This window comes from Xanthobacter tagetidis (genome assembly GCF_003667445.1).
Lineage (GTDB): Bacteria > Pseudomonadota > Alphaproteobacteria > Rhizobiales > Xanthobacteraceae > Xanthobacter > Xanthobacter tagetidis.
The window spans coordinates 1-13,446 of the sequence record NZ_RCTF01000027.1 but is presented as its reverse complement, the minus strand read 5'-3'; the positions used below and the strand labels follow the sequence as shown (position 1 = coordinate 13,446).

Genomic DNA, 13,446 nt, shown 5'->3' with positions numbered 1-13,446 from the left:
GAAGGAAGTCTGCCGCTCCGACCATGGGGGTTGGATGCGCGTTCAGGCTGGTTTAACGGGATGGCGACGAAAAAGCCGCTCCCGGGTGCGAAGGCAAAAGGTGGCGAGGCCGAGGGGCCGCGCCGCCGTCTTGTCGTTTCTAGCCGGCGAGATCAGCAGGAGAAGTCCATGGCGAAGCAATCGGCCGAGGCGACCGAGGCTCCGGAGAAGGAAAGCGAGGCCCCCGACGGGCCGCTGCTCGACCTCTCGGACGCGGCCGTCCGGAAGATGATCAAGAACGCCAAGCGCCGCGGATACGTGACCTACGAGCAGCTCAACGAGGTGATGCCCTCCGAGGAGGTGACCTCCGAGCAGATCGAGGACACCCTGGCGATGCTCAACGACATGGGCATCAACGTGATCGAGGCCGAGGAGGCCGAGACCGAGGAGAGCAGCGAGGAAAGCGAGACCGCCGAGGAGCCGGAGGAGGCGGAGAGCGGCGAGCTCACCGAGGCCTCGCCGCGCGCGGTCACGCGTGCCGAGACCAAGTCCGAGCCGGCCGAGCGCACCGACGACCCGGTGCGCATGTATCTGCGCGAGATGGGCTCGGTGGAGCTGCTCTCCCGCGAGGGCGAGATCGCCATCGCCAAGCGCATCGAGGCCGGCCGCGAGGCAATGATCGCCGGCCTGTGCGAGAGCCCGCTCACCTTCCAGGCCATCATCATCTGGCGTGACGAGCTGACCGAGGCGCGCGTTCTGCTGCGCGACATCATCGACCTTGAGGCCACCTATGCCGGCCCCGAGGGCAAGAACCCCCCCGCCGCCATCGGCGACGAGGCGGCGCTTGCCCCCGAGGCGGGCGAGGACGGCCTTCTGGGCGACGGCGCCGGCCCCGAGGGCGACGAGGACGACATGGAGAATTCCATGTCGCTCGCCGCAATGGAGGCCGAGATCAAGCCGAAGGTGGTGGAGACCTTCGACCGCATCCACTCCAGCTACACCAAGCTGCGGCGCCTTCAGGACCAGAACGTCGAGTCGAAGCTCAAGAACGAGACCCTCTCGCCCGCGCAGGAGCGCAAGGCGAAGAAGCTCAAGGAAGAGCTTGTCGCCGACGTGAAGTCCCTCTCCCTCAACCAGCAGCGCATCGATGCCCTGGTCGAGCAGCTCTACGAGATCAACAAGCGCCTCGTGGGCCTGGAGGGCCGTCTCCTGCGCCTCGCCGACAGCTACGGCGTCACCCGCGACGACTTCCTCAAGCAGTATATGGGTTCCGAGCTGGACCCCAAGTGGGTGCTGCGCGTCTCCAAGCTCGGCTCCAGGGGCTGGAAGGGGTTCGTCGCCCACGAGAAGGAGATGATCAAGGACCTGCGCGGGGACATCCACGCGCTGGCCACCGAGACGGGGCTCGAAATCTCCGAGTTCCGCAAGATCGTCCAGATGGTGCAGAAGGGCGAGAAGGAAGCCCGCCAGGCGAAGAAGGAAATGGTGGAGGCGAACCTGCGCCTCGTCATCTCCATCGCCAAGAAGTACACGAACCGCGGCCTGCAGTTCCTGGACCTGATCCAGGAGGGCAACATCGGCCTCATGAAGGCGGTGGACAAGTTCGAGTACCGGCGCGGCTACAAGTTCTCGACCTATGCCACCTGGTGGATCCGGCAGGCCATCACCCGCTCGATCGCCGACCAGGCCCGCACCATCCGCATCCCCGTGCACATGATCGAGACGATCAACAAGATCGTGCGCACGAGCCGGCAGATGCTGCACGAGATCGGCCGCGAGCCGACCCCGGAGGAACTGGCCGAGAAGCTCGGCATGCCGCTGGAGAAGGTGCGCAAGGTGCTGAAGATCGCCAAGGAGCCGATCTCCCTCGAAACGCCCATCGGCGACGAGGAGGACAGCCACCTGGGCGATTTCATCGAGGACAAGAACGCGGTGCTGCCCATCGACGCCGCGATCCAGTCCAACCTTCGCGAGACCACGACGCGTGTCCTCGCGTCGTTGACCCCGCGCGAAGAACGCGTGCTGCGCATGCGCTTCGGCATCGGCATGAACACCGATCACACCCTGGAAGAGGTGGGCCAGCAGTTCTCGGTGACGCGCGAGCGCATCCGCCAGATCGAGGCCAAGGCGCTGCGCAAGCTCAAGCACCCCTCACGGTCGCGCAAGCTCAGGAGCTTCCTCGACAATTGACGCCCGGCGCGGCGCGGTTCGATAGGTGCTGAATAAAGAGGCCCCGGATTTCCGGGGCCTCTGACTTTCTGCGTCCAGCTTGCACGGCCTGCTTCTGGTCCCGAGGCGCCGCCCGCGCCATTGGTGACGACCGGGTGCCGTTCACCGGGCGATGCTCGCCTTGCCGCATGGGACGGGTTCGGTTCCCGGCCTTGTCACCGGGCGCGCACAACCGGCCTGCCATGGGCGCTTCGATCGGGTAACGTGGGCTTGAATGGGAGCGCACGTCGGGGAGCGGCATGAGATACGCGGTGGCGCTGGCTGTGGCGATGGCCGGCCTTCAAGCCATGCCGGCGCAGGGCGCCGGTCAGCGGGAGACCGGGCTTGAGGAGACGCTGGCGCAGCGGTGCGACGCCGCCGCGGCGAGCCCGTTCGACCGGGACCGGCCCAGCGGGGTGCCGGGAGTCCCCTCCCACGAGATCGATCCTGCCATCGCCATCCCCGCCTGCATGGCGGCGGTGCGCGCCGCCCCCGAGGTGCCGCGCCTCTGGTACCAGCTCGCGCGGGCCGATCTTGCCGCGCGGCGCTTCGACGAGTTCCGCGACATGGCGGCGCGCGCCGAGGCGCTCGGCCATGCGGGTGGGGCGCACGCGCTGGGCCAGAGCCACGAGGCGGGTCACCACGGCGCACGCGATCTCGCCGCCGCCCGCAGGCTCTACGAGAAGGCGGCGGACGCGGGGTTCGCCCCCGCCATGGTGGACCTCGGCGTGATGCTGGAGGATGGCACGGGCGGGACAGCCGACGTCGCGGCCGCCAATGCCTGGTACCTCAAGGCCGCGGAGGCGGGCGAGGTCGCCGCCATGAACCTGCTGGGCGACAATCTCGTTGCCGGCAACGGCATCGGAAGGGATGCCGCCTTGGGTGCGCGCTGGTATCGCCGCGCCGCGGATAAAGGCGACGGCTTCGCCATGGCCAGTCTCGGCCTCCTGCTGGAGCTGGGCAATGGCGTTCCGCGCAACATGAAGGAGGCGAACGCCTGGTATCGCAAGTCCGCGGTGGCCGGCAATCGCCGGGGCATGCGGCTGCTCGCCCTCAACCTGGAGACCGGCAACGGGCTGGAGCGGGATCCGCGGGGCGCCGTCTCCTGGTACAAACGGGCGATCGAGGCCGGCGACGTGATGAGCATGCGCCTCATCTCGTTCAGCTACTTCAACGGGACGGGCGTGCCGAAGGACCCGCAGGAGGGGCTCTACTGGCTGCGCAAGGCGGCGGAGGCGGGCGACCCGGCGGCGATGGTCACGCTCGGCTTGCGCTACACCGCCGGCAGCAACGTGCCGCTCGACTTCGAGCGCGGGCTCGGCTGGCTGCGCAAGGCCGCCGAGCAGGGCGAGCCGCGGGCCGAGGCGGCGCTCGCGGTGCTGGGCGATGCGCCGCCGGGCCGGTCCGCCTGCCGGAGCGTGCTCGGCGACTATCATGCGCTGGACGCGCGATACGGCGCGCTGCCGGCGCGCTTCTCCGGCACGCTTCCGGCGTTCCGCGCAGTGTGCGCCGGCTTTCCCGGCCTGAAGGAAGACGACGTGCGGCGCTGCCACCTGCTCAACCCGGACGGCGCGGGCGACTTCGTGCGTCGGGTCCGCAAGCAGTGCCGCTAAGCCGGCCGGCGCCCTGCCGGCCCGGCGTCAGGTCTTGGGAAGCCCGGCCTCCAGCGGCACCACCGGCGCATCCTTGGCGCGCTTGAGGGTGAGGGCTGTCTTCACGTTGCGCACGTTGGGGGCGGCGGTGATCTCCAGCACGAAGGCCTGGAACGTCCGCAGGTCGGGCGCGACGCAGAGCATCAGGAAGTCCACCTCGCCGGAGAGCATCCAGGCGGCACGCACCAGCGGCCACTTGCCGATGCGCGCCTCGAAGTCCCCGAGGTCCGCTTCCGCCTGGCTCATCAGGTGCACCATGGCGAAGGCGGTGAGGTCGTAGCCGAGGCGCTTCTCGTCGAGCAGGGCGCGGTAGCCCTCGATGATGCCGTCTTCCTCAAGTGCGCGCACGCGCCGGAGGCAGGGGGGCGCCGAGATGCCGACGCGGCGGGAAAGCTCGACATTGGTCATGCGCCCGTCCCGCTGGAGTTCGTCGAGAATCTTCCAGTCCACGGCATCGAGGCGAACGGTCAAGGCGGGCTCCTCGCGATTGGCTGCCGCGCACCTTAGTGCGCGTCTCCCGCAGCGCAACGAAATAATCTTTCGCGCCTCAAGGCGGTGGCCGTATGGTCACGAGACGCGGTTCCGTGTCTTGTGGCGACGCACGCGTGCTCCTACATTCCTGCATGGCTCGCCGGTCTCTTCCCCAGAGGCAGGCACGCTTCACGGCGCAGGCGCGGATGACCCGATGCGCCTGGGTTTCGAGGAATTCCATGACCACCCATCACAAGAAGGTCGTCATCATCGGCTCTGGCCCGGCGGGCTATACCGCGGCGATCTATGCGGCCCGCGCCATGCTGGAGCCGGTCCTGTTCGAAGGCATCCAGCCCGGCGGCCAGCTCACCATCACCACCGATGTGGAGAACTATCCCGGCTTCGCCGACGTCATCCAAGGCCCCTGGCTGATGGAGCAGATGCGCGCCCAGGCCGCGCACATGGGCACGCAGATCATCGCCGACCATGTGGCGAGCCTCGACCTTTCGCGGCGGCCGTTCCGCATGACCACCGAGGGCGGCGAGACCTATCTGGCCGACGTGGTGATCCTCTCCACCGGGGCGCAGGCGCGCTGGCTCGGCATCGCCTCGGAGGAGGCCTATCGCGGCTTCGGCGTCTCCGCCTGCGCCACCTGCGACGGCTTCTTCTATCGCGGCAAGGAAGTGGTCGTGGTGGGCGGCGGCAATACCGCGGTGGAGGAGGCGCTGTTCCTCACCAATTTCGCCTCCAAGGTGACGGTGGTGCACCGCCGCGACAGCTTCCGCGCCGAGAAGATCCTCCAGGAGCGGCTGTTCGCCCATCCCAAGGTGAACGTGGTGTGGCACGCGGAGCTGGCCGAGATCGTCGGCGCCGAGGAGCCCACGCGCGTCACCGGCGCGATGCTGCGCGACACCCGCACCGGCGAGCTGACGCGCCTTGCGGCGGACGGCGTCTTCATCGCCATCGGCCATGCGCCTTCCACCGAGCTGGTGAAGGACCAGCTGAGGCTCAAGCCCAACGGCTATGTCTGGACCGCGCCCGATTCGACCGCCACCTCGGTCGCCGGCGTGTTCGCGGCGGGCGACGTCGCGGACGATGTCTACCGGCAGGCGGTGACGGCGGCGGGCCGCGGCTGCATGGCCGCGCTCGAGACCGAGCGCTTCCTCGCCCACCACCAGGTGTCGCAGGCCGCCGAATAGCGGCCTGCGCTGGGCGGCGCCGGACGCCGCCCGTCAGCCGCGCAGCGGTCAAACGATGAGCGCGTGCCCCGCCGCGAAGCGGGGAAGAGTGCTTCCAGGGACGGGACCCGATGGATTGGGACAAGCTGAAGGTCTTCCACGTCGCCGCCGAGGCGGGCTCCTTCACCCATGCGGGTGAGACGCTCGGCCTGTCGCAATCGGCGGTGAGCCGGCAGGTCTCGGCTTTGGAGGCGGAGCTGAAGGTTCCGTTGTTCCACCGCCATGCCCGTGGCCTGATCCTGACCGAGCAGGGCGAGCTGCTCTACCGCACCGCCCACGAGGTGTTCCTGAAGCTCGAATCGGCGCGCGCCCAGCTGACCGACAGCCGGGAGAAGCCCAACGGCGACCTGCGCGTGACCACCACCATGGGCCTCGGCACCCACTGGCTCACGGCGCGGGTGGGCGAGTTCGTCGAGCTTTATCCCGACATCCGCATCCAATTGATCCTCACCGACGAGGAGCTGGACCTTGCCATGCGCGAGGCGGATGTCGCCATCCGCATGCGCCAGCCGGTGCAGCCGGACCTGGTGCAGAGGAAGCTCTTCACCGTGCATTTCCACGCTTATGCCTCGGCGGACTATCTCAAGCGCCACGGCCAGCCGCGCACCGTGGACGAACTGGACAAGCACCGCATCCTGCTGCTCGGCGGGCCGATCCCGTCCTATTTCCAGGGCCTCAACTGGCTGGAGCATGCCGGCCGCGACGGCTCGACGCCGCGCATTCCCGCCTTCGAGGTGAACAACGTGCTTGGCCTCAAGCGCGCGGTTGAACGGGGCGTCGGCATTGGAACTCTACCGGACTACCTTTCTGACGATTCGACGTCGCTCGTGCCGCTCTTCACCGACCGCGAGACGCCCAAGCTCGAAGCCTATTTCACCTATGCCCAGGAAATGCGCTCCGTTGCGCGGATTCAAGTGTTTCGGGACTTTCTGATTTCCAAGGCCCAGCGCTGGAATTATTGAGAAAGACCCATTCCAGGTACCCGGCTGCCTCGCTCGTGTGGGCAGCCCAGCGTCCAGCACATGCCTGTTATGCGATCAAACGGCGTTGCAAAATGCCTATGCGGCAGGCATTTTATACATGCGCTGAACGCATCCTATGCGGTGCCTCAGCTGTTCCCCTCTGGAAGGTTCGCCGCTCTGCGGCGATACTTGCCGGGCCTTTCATCGGGCCCGGCATTTTTCTTTTCCCCCTCGCAATTCGCATGCTTTTGTCATGCGTTGGTAGTATGTGATTGGCGGTCGAGGGTGTTTCGCCTTCTCCGAACGCTGTGGCTCGCCCGGTGATCGGGGCCACGGCGCGACAGCGCGGGCGCTCGTCCACCCGGTCCCGCCCGACAGGGCAGGGTCCGGACCTCCATCCCATTCATCAGGGGAACAGCGATGGCGATTCTGAAGCGCGGACTGGCCGGCGAGCCGGTCAAGATTCTCCAGGCCAAGCTCGGCGTGAGCGCCGACGGCCAGTTCGGTCCCGCCACCGAGGAGGCCCTGAAGGCCTACCAGAAGGCCAACGGCCTTTCCGCCGATGGCGTCGCCGGGCCGGACACCTTCTCCGCCATGGGCCTGCCGGAGCTGATCCTGCTGACCGTCGGCACCAAGGGCGAGGCGGTGAAGAAGCTCCAGACCGCCCTGGGCATCGCCGCCGACGGCCAGTTCGGCCCCGGCACCGCCAAGGCGGTGAAGGCGTTCCAGGAGAAGAACGGCCTTGAGCCCGATGGCATGGCCGGCCCCGTCACCCTCTCCAAGATCCCCGCCTTTGCCGGCGTCTTCAGCGCCGAGGCCGTGGCCAAGGCCCAGTCCGGCCCGGCGACCGTCGGCACCGACGGCAAGCCGGTTTCGGCGGACGCCGCCGCTGCGCCCAAGAAGAGCATCTGGCAGACCATCACCAGCTTCTTCTCCTGACATCACCCTGCGGAATGCGCGGCGGCCCCAGGCGGGCCGCCGTTTCCGTTTCTGGCGGGCCGTTCGCTCGGCCGGACGGGCAGTGGCTCGTCCTTGGCGCGCGCCGGTTCCCAGGCCGGGCAGAGAGCTCTAGGCTGCGCCGATGGCTCTCCTCCCGCCGATGGTCGCACGCGTCATGGATCAAGTGGTGAAACCTGCGGCTCTTGCCCTTGGCCTGTCCACGCTTGTGCCGCCCGCCGAGGCCCGCACCGACCGGCCGGCCATGTTCGTGGACGTCGCCCAGATCGTGCCCGGCGTCATTCTCGACGTGCGCTATTTCGGCAGCGACAATTTCGTCGGCACCCGCGTGGACGGCTACGAGGCCGCGCGCTGCTTCCTGACCCGGCCTGCGGCGGAGGCGCTCGCCAAGGTGGCGGAGGATGCCCGCCGGCAGGGCTACCTGCTGAAGCTGTTCGACTGCTACCGGCCGGCCCGCGCCGTGGCCCATTTCGCGCGCTGGGCGTCGGACCTTGCCGACGAGGGCACAAAGGCCGCCTATTATCCCGACCTCGCCAAGTCCGAGCTGTTCAAGGAGGGCTATATCGCCTCAAGGTCAGGCCATTCGCGCGGCTCGACGCTCGACCTCACCTTGGTGCAGGCCGCAACCGGCGCGGAGGTGGACATGGGCACCCCCTTCGACCTCTTCAGCCCGCGCTCCTGGCCGGAATCCGACGCCGTGACGGCAGCCCAGAAGGCGAGCCGCCAGCGCCTCGCCGACCTCATGACGCGCCACGGCTTCGTCCCCTTCGCCAAGGAATGGTGGCACTTCACGCTGAAGGACGAGCCGTTTCCCACCACCTATTTCGACTTTCCCATCCGCTGAAGCGGCGACACGTCGCTCAGTGCGGCGCGATCTCCTCGATCTTCATCTTGCGGCCCCAGGAATCGAAGAAGGCGCCCTCGTTCAGCACCAGCCGGTCTTCCGTGAGGCGCGATTCAAGCTGGCGCAGGCGCGCCCGCGCCTCGGCATTCTCGATCGGCCCGTCGGCATCGAGTACCGGGAAGAAGCTCACGCCGTCCCAAGCCTTCTTCGCGCCGGCGAACAGGCCGGCGATCTGCGACCAGCCGATCTCGTCGCCCACGAAGGTGAGGAAGGTGGAGGCGAGCGGCGTCACGCGCGTCTCGCCGATGGCCACCAGCACCACCAGGGCCGTGAAGTCGCCCTCCTGGGCATAGGTCTCGGCGAGCCAGTCGGAGAAGTCGTCGGCGGGCGGCACGGAATCGGCGAGCGAGGGGCCGCCGGCGGCGTGCCCCTCATGTGTGCGCGCCTTCGCCCCGCCGGCGCGCGGCTTGCGCCTAGAAGTCGACAAGGGGCGTCTCCGGAAAATAGTGGTCAAACAGATACCAGAACGGGGTCTCGCGCGTGGCGAGATACCAGTCCTCGAACGCCGCCAGGGCTTCGGCGGGCGCCGCGGGCTCGGCCGGGGCGGGGGCGTCCGCCTCCGCTCCGTCCGCCTCGTGGCCGGCGGCGTACAGCGCCAGCGCCACATCCGAGAATCGGGTCAGAACCTCGGAGCGGGCGGGGCTGTCGTCGTCCCAGCCGAGGCGGGCGCGCAGCAGCGCCTGGCCCGCCGCCGCGGCAAGCTCGGCGCTCTCGATGTCCCGCGTCGTCTCGGCGAGCGAGGCCATCAGGTCGGCACGGCGATAGGCATGGGCGCGGGCCGTGGCCAGCGCCTGGGTCTGCGCGGCGACCTCGGCGCGATAGCGCGTCTCGGCCACGTCCGCGGCCGTCCGGGCAGCGTCGAGATCGGTCAGGAAGGCGGAAAGGAGGCTCATCTTTTGTTCCGGAGGGCTGGCGGAAGAGAGTGGGAGTCGAACCCACCAAGGACCGGCTCGCGGCCCCTCCCGGATTTGAAGTCCGGACGCCCCACCAGGGACGCTTCTCTTCCTTGCGGCGCGCCGCCCCCCGCCGGAGCGGGGGAGGGCGTTGCGGATTGGGTTTCGCGCGGCCCCTCAGCCGGCGCATCTTCTACCGGCGCGGCGAAGAGGTCCAGACGGTGCGGGTTGACCCGGCGCAGATCTCCACGGCGCAACGTGACGCCGTGGCGGTCGAAGAATTCGAGGATCTGGATCGCGACCTTGCGGCCGTTGGAGACCTGGTCGCGGAACTGGGCAGCGGTGAACTCGCCCTTCGGCAGGCCGGCGGAGAGGTGGCGCACGATGGCCACCATCTCCGCCACCGTGCTGCGCAGGAAGAAGTGGTCGTGCGCCACCTCGTCGAGGCGCCCCATGCGGCCCAGCAACTTGAACAGCCGCCGCACCTCCGGCTCCGGTGCCGGCAGGAGGCCGGCGATGTCGCGCACGCGCGGCGGGCGGAAGCGCTCTTCGGCGGAGACCAGGGGCGCGATGCGCGCCCACAAGGCCTCGTCCTGGGGCGAGAGGCGCACCTCGAAGCTCGCGCGGCGCACCCACGCGCCTTCCAGCCGCACGTCCGCGCGCGGCAGCATCTGGAGCGCCGCAAGGAAGGTCGGCGCCGGCAGGCGCGGCACCAAGGCAAGGCGCAGGCGCTCGCGGCCGATGCCCGGCAGGTCCGGGTTCTGCGTGTGGAAGTCGTCGAGGACGGTGAGCAACTGGTCGCGGAACGCGGCGAAACGGCCGCGCGACAGCGCGACAACGCTCTCGCCGGCGGCAATGCGCACCAGATCGAGCGCCGCCGTCATGGCCTCGGTCTGCGCCTCGGACAATGCGTGGTCGCGGGCGAAGGCAATGAGGTCCACCTGGAACGGCGCGTTCTCCAGCAGCGCGCCGAGGGCGGCCTCAGGCTCGGGCAGGGCCAGGGCATCGAGCTGGGCCAGGCGCTCGGGCGTCCGGCGCTTGCGGATGGGACCGCGCAAATCGAGGAAGGTGCCGCCCCCGACCGTGCGCTGGGCGGAGGTGTCGCGGATCACGAAGCGGTCGCCCACCGCCGCGGCGATCGGCGCTTCCAGCACGAGCTGCACCTGCCCGCGCGCCCCCGGCGCGATGGGATCGCCGAGCAGGACGACGCGCGCGCCCACCTCCCGCGCGCCGTGGTGCAGGCGCACCGGAAACCACTGGCCGACGGCCTTGGGCTCGCTCGCCAGCACCCGCAGGGTCGCGTCCAGGTGGTCGGCGGGCGCATGCAGCGCGGGATCGAGCACCACGTCGCCGCGTTGGATCGCCTCCTTGGTGATGCCGTCGCCGGCGAGGTTGATGCCGCAGCGGTCGCCCGCGCGGCCCTCCTGCGCCGTGCGGTCCTGGGCGCGGATGGAGCGCACGCGCGCGGCGAGGCCCGAAGGGCTGACCGTGATCCGGTCGCCCACCTTCACCCGGCCCGACAGCACGGTTCCCGTCACCACCGTTCCGGCGCCGGACAAGGTGAAGGAGCGGTCGACGGCGAGCCGGAAGCGCCCATCCGCTGCCCGCTGGCCCATGGCCCGCGCCGCTTCGGCGAGGCGGGTGCGCATGGCGTCGATGCCGGCGCCGGTGGCCGCCGAGACGGGCAGGATCTCCGCGCCCTCCAGCGCCGTGCCGTCGAGCGCGGCGGCGATCTCCGCCATCACCGCGTCGAGGCGGTCCTGATCCACGAGGTCGGCCTTGGTGAGGGCGACGAGGCCGTGGCGGATGCCGAGCAGGTCGACGATGGCGAGGTGCTCGCGGGTCTGCGGCATCACTCCGTCGTCGGCCGCCACCACCAGCAGCACGAAATCGATGCCGCTCGCGCCGGCAAGCATGGTGTGCACGAACTTCTCGTGGCCCGGCACGTCGACGAAGCCGAGCACCTCGCCGTCCTCGCCCGCGTCCTCGCCGGCCAGCGGCAGATAGGCGAAGCCGAGGTCGATGGAGATGCCGCGGGCCTTCTCCTCCTTCAGCCGGTCGGTATCGACGCCGGTGAGCGCCCGTACCAGGGTCGACTTGCCGTGGTCGATATGGCCGGCGGTGCCGATGATCATGGGGCCTTGGCCCCCGTCAGAGGCAGCCCCGCGCGGCGGCGCGCCTCCACCTGCTCCTGGGGGAAGAGCTGGCTGCGCACCACGTCGAAGAAGCGCTCGGCGAGCGGGCTGCCGCCGGCCCGCGCCCGCAGCAGCCAGACGAAGGCGGCGAGGTTGTCGCGCGGGACGCCGGAGCCGAGATGATAGGCCGCGCCCAGCATGGCCTGGCCGTCCGCGTCGCCGGCCTCGGCACCCTTCAGCCACCAGCGGGCGGCTTCGTCCGGGTCGCGCGCGGTGCCCAGCGCATTGTGCGCCATCATGCCGAGCCGGGTCATGGCGGCGGCGACGCCCTGGGCCGCGGCGGCCTCGGCCCATCGCTTCGCCTCGGCGGGGTCGGTGGGCATGACCTCGCCCTCCAGCAACATCCAGCTCAGCATGTCCTGGGCCGGGCCGTCGCCCTTCTCTGCGGCGGCGCGGTAGAGTTCGGCGGCGCGGGTGTAGTTCTGCTCCGTGCCGTCGCCCTTGAAGTTGAGGGCGGCGAGATTGCGCATGCCCACCGGGTCGCCGCCGGCGGCGGACAGCTCCAGCCAGCGGTGGGCGAGGGTGAGGTCCCGGTCCACGCCGAGGCCGTCCACGAAACACGCGCCCACATTGTTCTGGGCGCGGGCATGGCCGGCACTCGCCAGCGGCTCCCAGAGCGAGAGCGCCTTGGGATAGTCGCCCTGTCGCGCGGCTTCGAGGGCGGCGGACATGGCCGCCTCGGCATCGATCGCCGACGGCTCCGGGCGCGCCTTGCCCTTCAGGCGATCAAGCCAGCCCATGTCGCACCTCTCCCGGCAGCGCATCGAAGGCGGCGAGCAGCGCCGCGCCGTCGTCCAGGCAGCGCAGGTCCAGCACCAGCGCCTGGTCCTCCACGCGCCCGATCACGGGAACCGGCAGGCGCCGCAGCGCATCCGACAGGCCTGCAAGCGCGCGGCCGCTGCCGCCCGCGGGGCGAAGGGCGAGGCCGGCGCTCGCCAGCGTTTCCAGCGGCAGCGCGCCGGAACCGATCTGGCTGCGGCAGGCGACGACCGAGACGGTGAACCCCGCGCCGAGCCGCGCGGCGATCTCCGGCGCGAGGCGCTCGGCCTCGGCCGCGAGGTCCGCAGCGGTGCGGGTGAGGAAGCGCAATGTGGGCAGCCGGGCGGCCAGGCGGTCCGGGTCGCGATAGAGCTTGAGGGTGGCTTCGAGCGCGGCGAGGCGGATCTTGTCCACCCGCAGCGCCCGCTTCATGGGGTTCTTGTTGATCCGCGCGATCAGCTCCGCCCGGCCGACGATGAAGCCGGTCTGCGGGCCGCCCAGCAGCTTGTCGCCGGAGAAGGTCACGATGTCCGCGCCTTCCGCCACCGCCTCGCGCACGGTGGGCTCGTGGACCAGGCCATAGGCGGAGAGGTCGCACAGCGTGCCCGAGCCGAGGTCGTTCACCAGCGGCACGCCGTGGCTTCGCGCGAGGTCCGCCAGCGCCCGCGCCGGCACCTCGGCGGTGAACCCCTCGATGCGGTAATTGGAGGTGTGGACCTTCAGGATCAGGCCCGTCTCGGGCGTCAGCGCCGCCTCATAGTCGCGCAGGTGGGTACGGTTGGTGGTGCCGATCTCGCGCAGCCGGGTGCCGGCGCGCGCCATGATCTCGGGCATGCGGAAGGCACCGCCGATCTCGATCAGCTCGCCGCGCGAGACGATGGACTCGGTGCCGGCCGCCAGCGTGTTGAGGGTGATGAGCACGGCTGCGGCATTGTTGTTGACGACGGTCGCCGCCTCCGCCCCGGTCAGCTCCAGCAGCAAGGCGCGCACATGGTCGTCGCGCTCGCCGCGCTTTCCGCCGCCGAGGTCGAACTCCAGCGCCACCGCCTGCCGCATGGCCGCGGTGGCGGCCGCGACCGCCTCCTCGGCGAGGATGGCGCGCCCCAGATTGGTGTGCAGCACCGTTCCGGTAAGGTTGATGACCGGCTTGAGCGAGGGGGCTGCCGCCGCCTCCAGCAGCGCCAGCGCCGCCGCGCCCAGCGCCTCCGCCTGGGGCGGCTGCGCGGGG

11 protein-coding genes, 1 tRNA gene and 1 pseudogene are annotated in these 13,446 nt (G+C 70.0%); 6 read left to right on the top strand and 7 right to left on the bottom strand.

Annotation, left to right across the window (positions count from 1 at the left end; genetic code table 11):
* Window positions 1-168 precede the first annotated feature (168 nt).
* Both rpoD and D9R14_RS21670 read left to right on the top strand, forming a co-directional pair.
* Window positions 169-2,169 (top strand): RNA polymerase sigma factor RpoD, encoded by a 2,001-nt coding sequence (rpoD, locus tag D9R14_RS21675; RefSeq protein WP_121625569.1) that lies wholly within the window; start codon window positions 169-171, stop codon window positions 2,167-2,169.
* Window positions 2,170-2,447: 278 nt separating this feature from the next.
* The gene (locus D9R14_RS21670) at window positions 2,448-3,800 is read left to right on the top strand and encodes a tetratricopeptide repeat protein (protein ID WP_121625567.1); all 1,353 of its coding nucleotides are present in this window, start codon (window positions 2,448-2,450) and stop codon (window positions 3,798-3,800) included.
* A 27-nt stretch (window positions 3,801-3,827) separates the two neighbouring features.
* On the opposite strand, the gene D9R14_RS21665 is transcribed toward D9R14_RS21670, so the two are convergent.
* Window positions 3,828-4,310, bottom strand: a complete 483-nt coding sequence (locus D9R14_RS21665) for an Lrp/AsnC family transcriptional regulator (RefSeq protein ID WP_121625565.1) — start codon at window positions 4,308-4,310, stop codon at window positions 3,828-3,830.
* Window positions 4,311-4,549: 239 nt separating this feature from the next.
* Between D9R14_RS21665 and trxB the strand changes: the two genes are divergently transcribed.
* The 4 genes from trxB to D9R14_RS21645 all read left to right on the top strand — a co-directional run bounded on the left by trxB (window position 4,550) and on the right by D9R14_RS21645 (window position 8,311).
* Window positions 4,550-5,509: a thioredoxin-disulfide reductase gene (gene trxB / locus D9R14_RS21660; RefSeq protein WP_121625562.1), complete on the top strand. Its 960-nt coding sequence runs from the start codon at window positions 4,550-4,552 to the stop codon at window positions 5,507-5,509.
* A gap of 110 nt (window positions 5,510-5,619) precedes the next feature.
* Window positions 5,620-6,510 carry a LysR family transcriptional regulator gene (locus D9R14_RS21655; protein ID WP_121625560.1) on the top strand — a complete coding sequence of 297 codons (891 nt, stop codon included), beginning with the start codon at window positions 5,620-5,622 and terminating at the stop codon, window positions 6,508-6,510.
* A gap of 420 nt (window positions 6,511-6,930) precedes the next feature.
* On the top strand, window positions 6,931-7,449 hold the full coding sequence (locus D9R14_RS21650) for a peptidoglycan-binding domain-containing protein (RefSeq protein ID WP_121625559.1): 519 nt from the start codon (window positions 6,931-6,933) through the stop codon (window positions 7,447-7,449).
* A 187-nt stretch (window positions 7,450-7,636) separates the two neighbouring features.
* Window positions 7,637-8,311, top strand: a complete 675-nt coding sequence (locus D9R14_RS21645; RefSeq protein WP_245420932.1) for a M15 family metallopeptidase — start codon at window positions 7,637-7,639, stop codon at window positions 8,309-8,311.
* Window positions 8,312-8,327: 16 nt separating this feature from the next.
* On the opposite strand, the gene D9R14_RS21640 is transcribed toward D9R14_RS21645, so the two are convergent.
* From D9R14_RS21640 to selA, 6 genes and pseudogenes are all read right to left on the bottom strand, one after another.
* Window positions 8,328-8,798, bottom strand: coding sequence for a hypothetical protein (locus tag D9R14_RS21640; RefSeq protein WP_245420931.1), 471 nt, complete (start codon window positions 8,796-8,798; stop codon window positions 8,328-8,330).
* On the bottom strand, window positions 8,785-9,264 hold the full coding sequence (locus D9R14_RS21635) for a hypothetical protein (protein ID WP_121625555.1): 480 nt from the start codon (window positions 9,262-9,264) through the stop codon (window positions 8,785-8,787). The genes D9R14_RS21640 and D9R14_RS21635 overlap by 14 nt, the downstream gene beginning before the upstream one ends.
* 17 nt (window positions 9,265-9,281) lie before the next feature.
* Window positions 9,282-9,377, bottom strand: a tRNA-Sec gene (locus tag D9R14_RS21630).
* A 177-nt stretch (window positions 9,378-9,554) separates the two neighbouring features.
* Window positions 9,555-11,399 (bottom strand): annotated as a pseudogene (gene selB, locus D9R14_RS21625) (selenocysteine-specific translation elongation factor); the annotation flags it as partial.
* Window positions 11,396-12,199 (bottom strand): tetratricopeptide repeat protein, encoded by an 804-nt coding sequence (locus D9R14_RS21620; protein WP_121625553.1) that lies wholly within the window; start codon window positions 12,197-12,199, stop codon window positions 11,396-11,398. The gene D9R14_RS21620 and the pseudogene selB, both read right to left, overlap by 4 nt.
* Window positions 12,186-13,446: L-seryl-tRNA(Sec) selenium transferase (gene selA, locus D9R14_RS21615; RefSeq protein WP_121625552.1), on the bottom strand; the 1,261-nt coding region annotated here is incomplete at its 5' end. The genes D9R14_RS21620 and selA, both read right to left, overlap by 14 nt.